This window comes from Candidatus Zixiibacteriota bacterium, from assembly GCA_017999435.1.
In the GTDB taxonomy this organism is placed as follows: domain Bacteria; phylum Zixibacteria; class MSB-5A5; order GN15; family FEB-12; genus JAGNLV01.
In genome coordinates this window covers 1,065,821-1,080,637 of record JAGNLV010000001.1, presented here as the reverse complement: position 1 = coordinate 1,080,637, position 14,817 = coordinate 1,065,821, and the positions used below count along the sequence as shown (strand labels likewise).

Sequence of the window (14,817 nt, the reverse complement as noted above, 5' to 3'; positions counted from 1 at the left end):
CCGGATCCAGCCTCCGCCTCGTCGCCCCTCACCCAACAGGTTCGCCTCTCAAGTTCAGTCGCCCTGGTCCGGTTTGGCGCGGAAGCCCAGGCGGGGGAAGGGATTGCCGACCGCGCTGGCGATGTTGGTGAGGTGGGCGTTGATGCGCTTGAGGTGCCGGGCGTAGAGTGCCAGCGACACGGCCTCGGCGACCGGCAGGCCCCGGCCCTTCTCGGAAATCAGCGACTGGACGATCGCTTCGGCCATCTTGCCCGTGCGGTCTTCCCGCGCCATGATGTTGCGGGCGAGCTCGGCCTCCTGTTCCCGCAAGACGCGCAGGACGAGCGGGAAAATCCGGTTCACCTGGCTTTCGATCTCCGCCACCTCCCCCTCGTACGGGCCGCCCTCGAGCCGGCCCGGGTGCAACTGGGCGAGCTCCGCGATGTTCTTCGTGTAGTCGCCGATCCGCTCGACGTCGATGACGATCGACACGAGCACGAGGCCGGGGACGATGTTCTGGGTGCCGGCAACCGACAGGTGGGTGAGGACGTTGCGGCGCACCTCCCGCTCGTACTTGTTGATGCGGCGGTCCTCCTGCCGGACGTCAAAGGGGAGTTCGGCCGAGTCCGACCGGCGGAGCGCGGCGCTCGAGGCCTCGAACATGCGGAGGTCCATCTCTAGCATGGTCAGAGTGGTCGCGAAAGCCGCCTGGAGCAGGTCCTCCGACCCGAAGAGTTCTCTCAGCCTCCGAAACATCGGTCCCCTCCGCTCACTCCCCCGGAGCGGGCGGGGCGGTTTCCGCCGGCGTTCTGCCGGCCGTCGCGATCACGTAGGCGTCGGTGCGGAAATACTGGGCGGCCACCCGCCGCACGCCTTCGCGGTCGATCGCGCCCAGCCGGTCGAGCAGCGTCCGATCGTACGGCAGCGGACGGCCGAGGAACTCATCGACCGCCAGGTAGAACGCCTGATTGATGGCGGAGAGCTTGGCGCTCATGAGGCGGCCCCAGATTTCGTTCCGCGCGCGCCGGACCTCCGACGCCAAAGGACCGTCATACCGGAGCTTGTCCATCTCCAGGAGGATTCCGCCGACAGCCTGGCGGTAGTTGTCGACCCCGGTCTGCATCGAGGCATAGCACCAGCCGAACCCCCGGTCAGCGTCGGCCCCGGCGCCGACCGAATACGCCAGCCCCTGCTTCTCGCGCAGGTTCAGGTAGAGCCGGTTGGAGAGAATCCCGGCGGCCATTTCCAGAGCGAGGGCGTCGGGGCTCTCCGCGCCCGGGGTGGGGCCGCCGAGGTAGATGGCGACCTGCTCCTTCTCCAGCGGCACCTGGGCCGCGATAATCTGCCGGACCGGTTGCGGAGGGGCGGGGACGGCGCTCACAAAACCGGTCGGGGCGAACCGGCCCGGCCCCTCGGCAAACCATCCCAGGATCTCGTCGGCCGGGCGGCTGGTGACGACCGCGATAATCGTGTTTTCGGGGGCGTAGATCCGGCGGTGGTGGGCGCGAAGATCGTCGACCGTGATCGCGTTCAGGCTCTCGAAATCCCCCATGATCGGACGCGCGTAGGCGCTCCCTTCGAAGAGAGTGGTGTAAAACAGGTCGCGCGCGGCCTCGCGGGGAGAGGTCCCCTGGCGCCGCAGCACGCCGATCATCGCCTGGCGCACGTTCTCGACCTCGGCGGAATCGAAAGCGGGGGAAAAGGCCACCTCGCTGAAGAGCGCAAATCCCTTCCGCGCAAAGGCCTCGATCGTCTCAAATTTCAAAAACGAAAACGCCCGCGCCGTGTAGCGGTCGTCGTAAGGAATCCACGGGTTGTCGTAGAGCGTCACCTGGGCGCCGATCCCGGCCAGGGCGTCGGCCAGCTCTTTCGCCGAGCGCGTGGCGGTCCCCCGCTCGAGGCAGCGGTTGACGAACTCGGTGATGCCGGCCCGGCCGGGCGGCTCGTTCGCGCTGCGGTTCCTGCCGAGCACCATCAAAGCGAACACCTCGTTGTCGGGGACCGTCTTCACGATCACGGTCATGCCGTTGGGAAGCTGCTCCCGGCGGTAGGAGGCGCGGTCGGTCAGCGTGAAGCTGATCGAGTCGGTCGGCGGATAGGTGATCGTGTGCCCGGCGACCAGCTCGTGTTCCGGGAACGTCGCTTCGGCGAAGTGGGCGAGGACCTCGTCGGCCGACATCTCTTCGGGCCGGTAGGGCGCGGCGGCGGAATCCGTCGCCGGGCGCACGACGGTGCCGATGTACGCGGGCCGCGCCAGCCACCGGTCCGCCGCGGCGTTGCAGTCGGCCCAGGTGACGGCGGCCATCTTCTCCGCGTAGGTCTGCACGAAATCCCAGCCGGCGGTCATGAGGTAGGGTGCGATCATGAAGCCGTAGTAGTGGAGCTTGGCCTCGCTGTAGATGTCGTCGGTCTGCACCGAGGTCTGCAGTCCCGCAATCGATCCCGGGTCGGCGGCGTGGCGCGCCATCGCCGCAAGGTTGGCGAAGATGACGGTGATGATCGAGTCGCGCCGCTCCGGGTGTTCGGTGATCACCGAGATCTCAAGGCGGGAGAATTCCTCATAGGGGACAAGGCTCACCGACGCCTCGGTGGCCAGCGGCTCGGCGCCCCCCTTCAGCGCGACCATGAGGGGGGAGACGGCGTCCATCGCGAGGTACCGGGCGAGCAGATCCATGGCGTAGTATTCCGCGCTGCCGATGGGCGGGGCGGCGAGGGAGAGATTCAGGTAGGTGGAGGGAACCTGCGCCGCCGTGTCGTAGATGGTCTGTCCCTCGAGGACGGGGGCGGGAGCGGGCGAGGCGGATGCGGCGGAGTCCGCCGCCGAGGCCGGGTTGGTAAAGCGGCCGAAGACGTTGGCCACCGTCTTCTTCATCGCCGCGGGCTCGAAATCGCCGATCACCAGCAGCGTCATGCGGCGCGGAATGTAGTAGCGCCGCCAGTAGTCGATCACGGCGGCGCGGGGGATGTTCTCGATGAACGCCGGGTAGCCGAGCACGGGGCGAGCGTAATCCGTGCCGGCGTAGGCCCGGTCTGTGAAAAACGCCTCGGCTGCCGCACCGGGCGCATCAGCGTCGCGGCGAATCTCCTCCACCACGACCTTGCGTTCCTTCGCCAACTCCGCCTCCGGGAAGACCGAGTTGAAGAGCATGTCGGCCTGCACGGTCATGCCGTACTCGATGTACTGCTTCGGCAGGAGTACCAGGTAGGCGGTGAGCTCCTTGCGGGTGAAGGCGTTGATGTAGCCGCCGAGATCGCCGATCGAGGCGTCGAGCTGCTCGCGGGCGAGGGTCGCCGTGCCGTCGAAAAGCAGGTGCTCGAGAAAGTGGGTGATGCCGTTCTCGAACCGGGACTCATACTTGCTTCCGGAGCGGACGAACACGATGCTGGAGACCATGGGCGCGCCGTGCTGCTCTTTGAGGATCACGGTCATGCCGTTGTCCAGCTCGTAGGTTTCGGCGGCACGGCAGGAGCCGGCGGGGCCTGCCACCAGGGCCGAAAGCGCGCCGAGGAGGACGGCGATGACGGGGACGGGTTTCGACATATGAACTCCCGGTTCTTTTTGCCTTCGCGGCGGTTTGGTCGAGCCGACGATCTGCCGATGCTAAGGTATACCGGGGCGGGAGGGATGTCAACCGGCCCGCGGGGGCGGAATTTTGGCGTTGACAACCCCGGATAACATGGTATATTCACGCAACTTATGACGAAACGGGACCGGATAGAACTGCTCCGCCGGAGCGCCCGGACCGGCCTCACCGGGCTGGTCTTTCTGATTATCGGCGGCACGGGCCTGTTTGTCGCCGGGATAACTTGGTCGGCGGGGACCGACTGGGAGGGGCCGGGCGACGGGTACGCCTGCACCTACCCCCCGGCGGGCCACGGGGGGCAGCAGAGCATGACCCCGAACGGGCAGCCGCCGGGGGAACCCTCGGACCATCTCATCCTCCCGCTCATCATCAAGACCGACAACTCAGACAAGCGTCCGGCGGCCGCCGACCGGGCGTATTTTCACACCTGCCGCCGGGCGGGCGAAGTGCGCGACCGCACCTCCCCCTGCACTTCGACCGCCGCGGTGCACCCTCTTCTGGGCCGCCAGTTCACGCTGGTCGGCGCCAAACCCTCCGGCACGGGCTGACCGCCCGTCCCCGCGCCGCTCTGCCGGCGCCGACCGCAGTTCCGACATTTCTCGAACGTGCTGATAAAAGACTGAAAGGGAAACAGTATGTCCAAAAACAACTGGCGTATCGGCCTGACCCTGGTGCTCGTGGTCGCGGCCCTCTTCGCCTTCTGGCACACGTTCAGCCTCTGGACCATGAGCGACGCCGAGAAGGCGCGGATGCAGGAGGAACAACCGGGCGAGCTGCTGAAATTGCAGCAGAAAGCGATCCGGCTGGGCCTCGACCTCCAGGGAGGAATACACGTCGTGCTCCGCGTCGACATGGCGGAGCTGGCCCCGGCCGAGCGCGACGGTGCGGTGGATCGGGCGATCGCGATTATCCGCAACCGTGTCGACGGCCTGGGGGTGGCCGAGCCGACCATTCAGAAACAGGGGACCGATCGCATCATCGTCGACCTCCCCGGTTACACCGACGCCAACCGGGCGGAGGAGCTCATCGGGCAGACGGCGCTGCTGGAGTTCAAGCTCCTGGAGACAATGGACAACGCGCAGCTCCTCCTGACCAAGATCGACTCGGCCGTTTTCGGCTATGAGAAGGCGAAGGCCGGGGCGGCGCCGGAAACTCCGGGCGAGCCTGCGCCGACCGCTCCCACGGCCGATTCGGCGGCCCAGGAGCCGGACGTCATGGCCGAACTGATGGGGGATTCCGCAACGAAGGACACGACCGAGGATCCGTTCGCGTTCGATGAGAACACGGCCGACGCGGAGAACGAGAAACCGCTGTCCTCGCGGCTGTCGCCGGCGCTGTACTCCTCGCAGAGCGGCGAGGGCTGGCCGGGGTTCTACGTGGCCAAGGATCAGAAGGAGAGAATCGACCGGTGGATCGGCCTCCCGGAGGTTCAGGCGCTCATGCCGATCGACGTGCAGTGGGCGTGGTCGACCCGGTCGGAGATTCGGGAGTCGCGCGAGGTCTACACGCTGTACCTGCTGAAGCGGAAGGTGCAGTTTTTGGGCAGGTTTCTGGAGAACATCCGCCTCGGCCAGGGCCAGTACGGCGAGTACACCGTTGATTTCTCGCTGTCGGGTGACGGCTCGGCCCGGTTCGCGCAGTTGACCGGCGCGAATATCGGCAAGCCGCTCGCGATCGTGCTGGACAACCGCGTGGAGTCCGCCCCGATCATCAACAGCAAAATCCGCACCAACGGGCAGATCACGATGGGCGGGGGAGCGTCGATAAAGGATGCCCAGAACCTCGAGATCGTGCTCAAGGCGGGCGCGCTGCCGGCCCCGGTGAACATCATCGAGAAAAACGTCGTGGGGGCGACCCTCGGCGCCGACTCGATCCGCAAAGGGTTCTACTCGGCCCTGCTGGGGCTGTGCCTGGTGCTGTTGTACATGGCCGTCTACTACCGGATCTCGGGGCTGATCGCCGACATCGGCCTGCTCTTCAACATCTTCTTCCTGCTGGCCGTGATGGCCGGGCTGAGCGCGACCCTCACGATGCCCGGGATCGCGGGTATCATCCTCACGATGGGTATCGCGGTGGACTCGAACATTCTGATCTTCGAGCGCATCCGCGAGGAGCTGCGCACGGGGAAGACGGTGCGGGCGGCCATCGAGGCGGGCTATGACCGCGCCTTCGTCGCCATTTTCGACTCGCACGTGACGACGCTCATCACGGCCGGAGCGCTGTTCCTGCTCGGGTCGGGCTCGATCAAGGGATTTGCGGTCACGCTGTTCTGGGGTGTGGCGATCTCGCTCTACACCGCCTACGTGGTGACCAAGCAGATCTTCGACATTCGCAAATCGTACCGGTCGCTGAGCATCTAGAACGGAGAGAGAAGACGACATGTTCACAATAGTACCCGAGACCAACATCAACTTCATCGGCGCGCGGAAGATCGCCTTCGCGATCTCCATCGTGCTGGTGATCGGCGGCCTGTTCGCCACGGTCCTGGTCTGGACGGGCAAGGCCGACCTGGGAATCGATTTCGCCGGCGGGACGATGATCTACGCCGCGTTCGAAAAGCCGGTCGCGATCGAGGACCTGCGGATGGCAGTGAGCTCGGCCGCGCCTGATGCCCAGATCACCCAGTTGCAGAATTTCGAAAAGCCGAACGCTTTCATCCTCAAGACCAAGCGACCGACCGTGGAAGGAGAGGGACAGCAGCGGCTCACGGCCATCGAGGGGGCGATCCGGCAGCGTTTCACCGACAACTCGTTCGAGAAAGTGTCCGAACACATCATCGGCCCGGCCGTCGGAGAATCGCTCCGCAGCGATACCCAGAAAGCGGTGCTCCTGTCGCTTTTGGGCATCCTCGTCTACATCTGGATCCGCTTCGACTTCCGGTTCGGCGTGGCCGCAGCCGTCGCTACCTTCCACGACGTCCTGGCGGTTCTGGGGATCATGCTCCTGCTCGGTTTCGAATTCGACCTCCTGCTGGTGACGGCGCTGCTGACGCTGGCGGGGTATTCGCTGACCGACACGGTGGTCGTGTTCGACCGGATCCGGGAGAATCTCAAGAAGTGGCGGACCAAAGGGGAGTTCGCCGGCGCCGTCAACCGGTCGATCAACGAGATCATCTCGCGGACGATCAACACCGGCGGCACAACGCTCGTGTCAATTCTCGCCCTCACCATCTTCGGCGGCGAGGTGCTCCGGACGTTCTCGGTGGCGATGGTGCTGGGGATTATCGTCGGGACATACAGCTCCTGGTTCGTGGCCAGCCCGATCGTGGTCGAATGGGAGGCCCGCCGACCCAAGCGCTTCAAATGAGAAGCTGATCTTCTGGCAGCGGCCGGCGGTTCATCCGCCGGCCCTTTTTTTGGCCGGGCGCGGCCCGCGCACGGTCACTGCGCGCTGTCGAGCTTCCGGGCGAGATCCGCCATCAGGGAATCGACCGCGAATCGGGCGTCGACCCGGCCCTTCAGGTCGTGGTAGAGCGCGTAGGCCTCGCGCCGCTTCGCCTCGCTGTCAGTCGACGAGAGGACGTGGGCGAGGTTGACCTTGTACCCGAGATTGCCGGTGTCGGCGGCGATGAGCCCGCGGATGATCGCCTCGCTCTCCCCGTACTTCTCCTGGGCGGTCAGGTAGAGCGATTTGTTGAGCAGGAACTCCGGCCGCGCGCCGAAACGGGCCGCCGCGGAGTCGAGGAGAGCAACCGCCACGGCGAGGGAGTCGAGCCCGGCGACGGCGTTGGCGGCGTCGAGATAGCGCTGCGGCTGATCGGGCTCGCGCTCGAGCAGGATGCGAAAATAGCGGGTCGCGAGCGCATACTGCTTGAGCATCAGGCTCAACCGGGCCAGGTCCTCGTAATACATGTCGGCCGGGTCGCCCGTGCGGATGAGGGCGCCGATGGCATCCTTGGCAACCTTCGCATCCTGCGTGAGCATGCCGATCCGGTAGAGCTCGAGATTCGCCTCCCGGTCGTCCTCGTAGAGAGTGTTGACGCGCTCGAGGTAGTAGAGGGCCGAATCATACTTGAGGTCTTTCGAGTAGGCCATCCCGAGGAAATAGAGCGCGTCGCGGTCGGAGGGATGGAGGCGGACGAGCCGGCCGAGGTAGTCGCGGGCTTTGGCGAAATCCTCCTTGACGAAGGCTTTCTTCCCGGCCTCGCGAAGCTCGGCCTCCGTCTTGGGTTCGCCGCCGCAGCCGGCGATCAGGAGGGCGGCCAGGACGATCGGGAGCAGTCGCAGCATAGATCCTCTCAGGCTGTCGGTTCGCGCATATGATAGGAACACGCGGCTTGAATTTCAAGCCCTCCGGCCGTAATATATGCCCTATGGTCCCTCGTCCCGCCCTTTTCCTGTCGGTGCTGCTCGCGTCTTCCCCCGTGCAGGCGGTCGACAGCAGCCATCCGAAAGTCCAGGCGCCGGTGGCGGTGGTGGCGCCGATGGATACGGAGAGCACCGCCGATCAGCCGGCGGCGCTCGCCGACCGGCTCGGGCGGTCGCTGGCCAACCACCTCGCGCACCTGGCCGCCATGACCGGGCGCGGGGTGACGGTGACCCTGCGGGAGACGCCGGCGGAGGACCGCGGTCTCCTGGACTCGCTGGCCGGGGAAGGGGTGAGAGAGGTGCTGGTGGTCCGCTGGCGCGGGCGGGCGGGGGAGCGGACGGGTGAAATCCGCGACGCCCACCGGCGACGGTACAAAGCGGTGGTCGAGGACTGCCTCCAAATCGAGGCCGCGTACGAACGGCGGCAGCTCACCGCGCACGGCTGGGAGGTGGCAGCCGGGGGAACTGCGGCCGCGGCGGGGCGGCCGGACCCGAACGCCCGCCGCCGCCCCGGCCGCACGCTTGCCGGCGAGCCCTACGAACGTGTGGTGCAGCGGCTGGTCGCGCAGATCGGGGATGAGCTTCCCCCGGCCGAACCCCTGGCCCGCGCCCTCCGCGCGACCGCGCCGGTGAAAGTCTACCTCGGGAAAGAGCTGGCGGCCGATTCGGGCGCGGCAATGGCGCTCATCCGCCGGATCGTCGACCTCGCCTCGACACACCTCGCCGCCCAGTTCGGCGTCGCCTTGCGCATCGTCTCGGCGGCGCCTCTGCCGGAGAACGCCGCCGATGAAGGATCGCTGGCGGCCGGGTACCCCGAATTTCGCCGGGCCGTGTCCGTCTCCGCCGACACGCTGGCCGTCGCTTTCCACCGGATGCTCTCGCGCGAGCAATACTTCGGCGGCGGAGTGCGGGAGGAGATCGGCATGGCCCAGCTTGGCCGGCGGCGCGTGTACATGGACTTGCTGCCGGCGGCGGCGCCGGGAGACACGCTGTGGCAGGCGATGGCGAATGCGCTGACGCTGCTGCACGAGATCGGCCACGCCCTGGGAGGGATTCACGTGTCCGATGTCAACTCGGTCATGGCGCACGGCGCGAACTGGGTGAACGCGGCGGCCTTTGACCGGGTCAATGAGAAGATCATCGGCGCGGCCCTGACCGGCCGGTTACGGTTTGACGACCCCGCCGAATACCTCGCTACGGTGGCGCGCGTGCTCGATTCCACGGCCTACGGGGTGGCGGACTACCCCGGCTTCTTCCACCAGTTCCTGTCCGGGATCGACCACCCGGCCGACCGGAAGCGGCTTCGCGAGGCGGTCGGGCGGACGTCGTTCCTGCAGGCGGCCGACGCCGTCGGTCTGCTGGCGGCGGGGCGGCGGGCCGCCGCCGCCCGGCTGCTCCGGACGGCGCTGCACGAGGACCCCGACCAGGCGGCCCTGTACTACTACCTCTCCCTGGCCGAGACGGGGCCCGCGGCGGACGGCGCGCGAAAGATGGCCGAGCGCATGGGGTATCTGATGGCGGGCGAGCGATCCCGGACCGGCGCGCCGGACGCGGCCGTTGACATTGCCCGCACGCGGCCGTAGCTTGGAACATGGAAGAACATATTCCCGGATACAACCAGGCCGTGAGAGTCCTCGCCCTCTGCCGCTACGCCGGGGTGGGACCCCGGTTGTTTGACCTCCTGATGGGGCGGTTCGGCAGCCTCGATGCGATCTTCGCGGTGTCGGCGTCCTCGCTGCACGCGATTGACGACCTGGAGGACGACCGGGCGGAACAGATCCGGCAGGCCGAGACCCATCTGGGCGAGGCGCAGGCCGAGTACGACCGTCTGCGCGAGCGCGACATCCGCATTGTGACGCGCCTCGATGCCGAGTATCCCCGGCGGTTCGAGGAACTCAACGACCCGCCGCCGCTGCTCTACGTGCGGGGAAGTCTGCCGGCGAATGATCGGAAGGCCGTTACGCTCGCGGGAGCCTCGGATGCCACGGCAGAGGGGATCGAACTGACGGTCGATCTGGCGCGGCGGTTCGCGGCGGACGGCGTCCAGGTCGTGGCGTCGCTGCGCCGGGGGATCGATGCCGCCGCCCATCTCGGCGCGCGGGCGGCGGAGCAGGGATCGTTTGCGGTGATCGAATCGGGGCTCGACCGGATCGACGCCGCCGAGCAACTGCCGGTGGCGATCGACGCCTTGCGCGGAGGAGGCGTCCTGTCGGAACTCGCCCCGGACCAGGGGCACGAGCAGGGCGGTTTCGCCGCGGCCAACCGCCTCCTCGCCGGCCTGAGCAACGCCGTGGTCGTGACCGAGATCTACGCCGATTCCCGGGAGGCCCTCGACCTGGTCGAGTTCTGCAGCCAGATCGGCAAGCTGGTGTTCATCGTGGCGCACCACCGGCTCGGTCCGCTGTCGGACTCGGCGGCGATGGACCGGCTGACCGAGTATGGGGCGGTGCCGCTGGACTCTCCGGAGCAGGCGGACCAGATCATCGCCGCCCTCGTGTGAACCGCATGGAGGACGTCTACCATACGATCGCCCGGCCGGCGCGGCATGAGATCAAGGTCAAAGCCTCGCGGTTCATCGGCGAGTGTGCGGAAGCGGGAACACCCTCGGCCGCGCTGGAGTTCCTCGCGGGGATCCGCCGGCGGGAGCACGCCGCCACCCACCACTGCTTCGCCTACACGGTCGGGCTGAGCGAGGGGGCGATGTTCAAGTACTCGGACGACGGCGAGCCGTCGGGAACAGCCGGGCGGCCGATCTACGACGCCGTAATCGGGCGGGGGCTGGCCAACACGATCGTGGTCGTGACCCGCTACTTCGGCGGGACCAAACTCGGCCCCGGGGGACTGGCGCGGGCGTACAGCGAGACGGCCGCCGGCGCGCTCGACGCGGCGGGAACACGGGCGAACTATCTTACGGAGCGCCTCGAAGTGGGGATTGAGTTCCCCCTGTACGACCTCGTGGCCAAGGCCATGCACCAGCACGAGGCGCAGCAGGTTGAGGCCGAGTTCACCGACCGCGTCCGGCTCGTCATCGCCGTGCGCCGGTCAAGGGCGGTGGCGCTCCGCCGCGACATCGTGCAAATATCCGGAGGCAAAGCAACCATTGCGGCAGACGACGACGACACCGCTTGATGCCCTCGGGATGGGGATCATCCCGCTGGATTACCTCGCGGCTATTCCGCGGTTCCCCGAACTCGGGGGGAAAGCCGATGCGACGCACATGACGGTGCAGGGGGGCGGGCCGGTGCCGAATGCGATGGTCGGTCTGGCGCGCATGGGCTGTCGGACGGCAGTGATCGCGGCGATTGGCGATGATCACCCGGGACAGGTGTTGCTGGCCGAACTGGCCCGGGAGGGCGTGGAGACCGCCCACATGATCGTCAAGAAACGCACGCCGTCGGCCACGGCGTACGGGTTCATCGAGCCCGACGGACGGCGGACAATTGTTCTCCACCGCCGGATCTTCATCGAGCCGAGGGATCTCAGACTCTCGCACTACCCGGTCCCCCGGGTATTGCATCTCGACGGGCGGGATATCGAGGCGACGGTGCGGCTGGCCCGGTGGGGAAAGCGGGCGGGGGCGACGGTGACTTTCGATATCGGATCGATGCGCAACGATGTCACGCCGGTGCTGCCGCTCGTGGATCACCTCGTGGTCGCCGATTCGTGGGCGCTGCCCTACACCGGCGAGCGGGAGACGCCCCGGGCGCTGGCGCGACTGGCCGAAATCTGCGGGGGGACGGTCGTGATCACGGAGGGAATCCGCGGCGCGACAGGACTGGAGGCGGGACGCCGCAGCCACCACCCCGCGTACCGGATCGAGGCGGTGGATACCACCGGGGCGGGGGATGCGTTCCACGCGGGGTACCTGTACGGTTTGCTGCGGGGGAAGGACATGGCCGAGCGGCTGCGCCTGGGGAGCGCGGCGGCGGCTCTCAAGTGCACGAGGCCGGGAGCGCGCGGCGGGATGCCCACCCTGTCCCAACTGCGGAAATTCCTCCAGCGGCCGCCGGAGACGTATGCTTGAGACGCTGAACGCCGTCGACCGGGCGCTCTTCTTGTTCGTCAACATGACGCTGGCGAACCCGGTGACCGACCTCCTGATGCCGGTGGTGACCTCCGACGTGCTGCTGCGGGTGGGGTATGGGGCGGCGATGGTGATCCTGCTGCTGCGCGGCGACGCCCGCGTGCGCCGGGTGGTGCTCTTTTCGGCGGCCGCGCTCGTGCTCACCGACCAGTTATCCTCGGCGGTGCTCAAACCGCTCATCGCGCGGCCCCGGCCGTGCCAGGCGCTGACCGACATTCACCTGCTCGTCGCCTGCGGGGGCGGCAAAGCCATGCCCTCCTCGCACGCCGCCAATGCGTTCGGACAGGCGGCCCTGTTTGCGCTGGCCGCGCCCCGGTGGCGGTGGCTGCTGCTCGCCCTCGCGGCGGTGATCGCACTCAGCCGCGTCTTCGTCGGCGTCCACTATGTCGGGGACGTCGCCGTGGGGACGCTCCTCGGAGCGGCGATCGGGACGGCGGCGGCCCAGGGATACCGCTGGGTCGAAACGAGGATGGCCGAGCGGCGCGCCCGGCCGGGCTGCATCCCGCCCAACGAATCGGCCGATGGGAAGAAAGCGAGGGAGTGATGACCGAAAATCAAGCGTTCACGGTCGAGATCGTGAAAGGGAACATCGTCGAGGCTCTGGCCGAAGCGATCGTGAACGCCGCCAACACGAAGCTCTGGATGGGAGCGGGCGTTGCCGGGGCGATCAAGGCGGCCGGCGGAGAATCGGTCGAGCAGGAGGCGATCGCGAAGGGACCGATCCCGCCCGGCCAGGCGGTGGCGACCACCGCCGGGCGGCTGCGCTACAAGTATGTCATCCACGCCGCGGTGATGGGGCAGGATCTCAGGACAAACGACCGCTACATCCGCCAGGCGACCATCGCGAGCCTGAACCTGGCCGACCGCCTGCAGCTCAAGTCGGTGGCGCTGCCGGCCTTCGGGACAGGCGTGGGGGGATTCCCCATGACCGCCTGCGCGAACATCATGGTCAAAGCAGCCCGCGGCTTCCGCACCGAGGCGCGGCACCTCGAGCGCGTGGTCTTCTGCCTGTACGATGAACTCGGGTACCGGGCGTTTCTGAAGGCGGCGGAGGCACACCGGTGAGCACGGCGGGACCGCCGCGCTCTACTTCACACGCATCTTGACGCGGCCCTCGAAGCCGACGCGGTGGCCGGCGCCGTTGACCCACTGAGCGCCGTCGAACGTGCCGTAGAGGCTGCTGCCGCGCACCGAGTCGATCACGAACGCGCCGGTCTCCGGCCCGTAGGTGCGCTCGGCCGGGGGCCGCTCGTAGAACCGCATGAGGCGCACGTAGGATCGGCCGACGACCGGGATCGTGTCGGGAAGGCCGTCCCAGGGAGGGCTCGGCAACTCCAGGTAGATGCGGTACTGCAGGTACTGGTCGAACGAGAGGGCCCGGTAGGCGCCGGTACCCGGGTATCGTTCGCCCCGTTTGCCGACCGTGATCACGGCTGTGCTCCCCTCGCCGCTGACGATGTCGGGGACGGCGAGCGGATCATTCAGGCGGGTCGCCGGCGTGAAGAGAGCCTGCTCGACGTCGATGCGCGACCGCTCGGCGTCGGCGAGGTAGTAGAGCTCCATGCGGTAGCGGCTGGTGCAGGCGGCGCCGAGAAGGGCGGCCAGGAGAACGGCGCCGAGCACGGCCCGGGTGTTGCGCGGCAGAACGTTCGGCATGGGGACAGTATAGCGGTTGGCGCGCGCCAGGTCAACGGCGTTTCGGGCGGCCGCCGGCGCGCCCCGACCGGCGGGGCTAGAGGGGCAATTCGACGATGCGGTAGCGCTTGTAGACTTTGGCGCCGATCGCGTCGGCGGCGCTGCGCATGAGGGTGTTGGTCTCGAGAATCCACGAGAGCTCGGCCCACCGGTACCCCTTCTTGACGCCCCGGCGGTAGACCTCCGTGTAGAGCATCATGTCGATGCCGCGGCGCTGGTAGGGGGGAATGACTCCCATGGTGAGCACCCGCACGCCGTCGATCTTGTTCCGGATCTTGGTGTGCCAGAGCAGCCGGAGCAGCCCGAGCGGGAACAGGCGGCCGCGGAGGCGGGCGAGCGCCTGGTTGATGTCGGGGATGCCGAGGATGAAGGCGACCGGGCGGCCCTCGTGCTCGCACAGCAGGGCGAGGTCGGGATCGATCACCTGCCGGAGATTGCGGGCGATCCAGCGGAACTCGGCGTCGCCCATCGGCACAAACCCCCAGTTGTTCTGCCAGGCCTGGTTGTAGACCTGGTTCACCCGGTCGACCTCGTTGTCGAAGTCGCGGAGGCGGATGGGGCGGACGACCAGATTGCCGCGCTGCCGGATCTTCCCGATCACCGTCTCCACGCGCTCGGGGATCGGGGTCTCATCGGTGAGTTTGTACGCCAGGAGGTCCATCGCCTTGCGCAGGCCGAAACGGGCCGCGAGCTCCGGCAAGTACGGCGGGTTGTAGGGCATCATGATGCGGGGCGGCTCGTCAAAACCCTCGACCAGGAAGCCGATTTCGTGGTTGGTGGAGAAGTTCATGGGGCCGCGCATCTTCTCCATCCCCTCCATCTTGAGCCGGATCATGGCAACCTTGAGCAGGACAAACGCAACATCGTAGTCGTCGGGGCAGTCGAAGAAGCCGAAGAACCCGGTCTTCTCGCCGTGGAACTCGTTGTGGGCATAATTGATGCAGGTGGCGATCCGCCCCACCGTTACCTCCCCCCGCTTGGCGAGAAAGAGCCGCACCCGGGCGGCCCGGTAGAACGGGTTCTTCTCAAAATCAAAGAACTCCAGGCGCTCGCTCAGCAGCGGAACGACGTAGCACGGATCATCCCGGTAGAGGCGGTTGGGATAGGTAATGAAATCCCGCAACTGCGCGCGCGACTCAACTTCGACGACCTGGACGTTGTTCGGCAT

Annotated in this window: 14 protein-coding genes; 9 read left to right on the top strand and 5 right to left on the bottom strand. The window is 67.4% G+C overall.

The window, feature by feature from the left end:
- Positions 1-54: 54 nt before the first annotated feature.
- Together KA261_04550 and KA261_04545 are read right to left on the bottom strand one after the other, a co-directional pair.
- Positions 55-735, bottom strand: coding sequence for a hypothetical protein (locus KA261_04550; protein MBP7697059.1), 681 nt, complete (start codon positions 733-735; stop codon positions 55-57).
- 13 nt (positions 736-748) lie between these two features.
- Positions 749-3,520, bottom strand: coding sequence for an insulinase family protein (locus KA261_04545; GenBank protein MBP7697058.1), 2,772 nt, complete (start codon positions 3,518-3,520; stop codon positions 749-751).
- Between the two features lie 156 nt (positions 3,521-3,676).
- Between KA261_04545 and KA261_04540 the strand changes: the two genes are divergently transcribed.
- From KA261_04540 to secF, 3 genes are all read left to right on the top strand, one after another.
- Positions 3,677-4,111 (top strand): hypothetical protein, encoded by a 435-nt coding sequence (locus KA261_04540; protein ID MBP7697057.1) that lies wholly within the window; start codon positions 3,677-3,679, stop codon positions 4,109-4,111.
- An 87-nt stretch (positions 4,112-4,198) separates the two neighbouring features.
- The gene (gene secD / locus KA261_04535) at positions 4,199-5,923 is read left to right on the top strand and encodes a protein translocase subunit SecD (GenBank protein MBP7697056.1); all 1,725 of its coding nucleotides are present in this window, start codon (positions 4,199-4,201) and stop codon (positions 5,921-5,923) included.
- Between the two features lie 19 nt (positions 5,924-5,942).
- Positions 5,943-6,869 (top strand): protein translocase subunit SecF, encoded by a 927-nt coding sequence (secF, locus tag KA261_04530; protein MBP7697055.1) that lies wholly within the window; start codon positions 5,943-5,945, stop codon positions 6,867-6,869.
- A 74-nt stretch (positions 6,870-6,943) separates the two neighbouring features.
- Here the strand turns inward: secF and KA261_04525 are convergent, their stop codons facing one another.
- Entirely contained in the window at positions 6,944-7,792 is an 849-nt protein-coding gene (locus KA261_04525; protein ID MBP7697054.1) for a hypothetical protein, read from the bottom strand.
- Positions 7,793-7,875: 83 nt separating this feature from the next.
- On the opposite strand from KA261_04525, the gene KA261_04520 reads away from it, so the two are divergent.
- From KA261_04520 to KA261_04495, 6 genes are read left to right on the top strand one after another with little or no spacing between them, the layout of a single operon-like run.
- Positions 7,876-9,453, top strand: coding sequence for a hypothetical protein (locus KA261_04520; GenBank protein MBP7697053.1), 1,578 nt, complete (start codon positions 7,876-7,878; stop codon positions 9,451-9,453).
- Between the two features lie 8 nt (positions 9,454-9,461).
- Positions 9,462-10,370, top strand: a complete 909-nt coding sequence (locus tag KA261_04515; protein MBP7697052.1) for a DNA-protecting protein DprA — start codon at positions 9,462-9,464, stop codon at positions 10,368-10,370.
- On the top strand, positions 10,367-10,999 hold the full coding sequence (locus tag KA261_04510; protein MBP7697051.1) for a YigZ family protein: 633 nt from the start codon (positions 10,367-10,369) through the stop codon (positions 10,997-10,999). Before KA261_04515 ends, KA261_04510 begins: the two co-directional genes overlap by 4 nt.
- Positions 10,971-11,894, top strand: a complete 924-nt coding sequence (locus tag KA261_04505) for a hypothetical protein (protein ID MBP7697050.1) — start codon at positions 10,971-10,973, stop codon at positions 11,892-11,894. Before KA261_04510 ends, KA261_04505 begins: the two co-directional genes overlap by 29 nt.
- Positions 11,887-12,498, top strand: a complete 612-nt coding sequence (locus KA261_04500) for a phosphatase PAP2 family protein (protein MBP7697049.1) — start codon at positions 11,887-11,889, stop codon at positions 12,496-12,498. Before KA261_04505 ends, KA261_04500 begins: the two co-directional genes overlap by 8 nt.
- A complete protein-coding gene (locus KA261_04495) occupies positions 12,498-13,019 on the top strand; it encodes a macro domain-containing protein (protein ID MBP7697048.1) in 522 nt (173 codons plus the stop codon). Before KA261_04500 ends, KA261_04495 begins: the two co-directional genes overlap by 1 nt.
- 21 nt (positions 13,020-13,040) lie before the next feature.
- Here the strand turns inward: KA261_04495 and KA261_04490 are convergent, their stop codons facing one another.
- Both KA261_04490 and KA261_04485 read right to left on the bottom strand, forming a co-directional pair.
- Complete coding sequence (locus KA261_04490) at positions 13,041-13,610, bottom strand: hypothetical protein (protein ID MBP7697047.1); 570 nt, start codon at positions 13,608-13,610, stop codon at positions 13,041-13,043.
- 76 nt (positions 13,611-13,686) lie between these two features.
- Positions 13,687-14,817, bottom strand: a complete 1,131-nt coding sequence (locus tag KA261_04485) for an N-acetyltransferase (GenBank protein MBP7697046.1) — start codon at positions 14,815-14,817, stop codon at positions 13,687-13,689.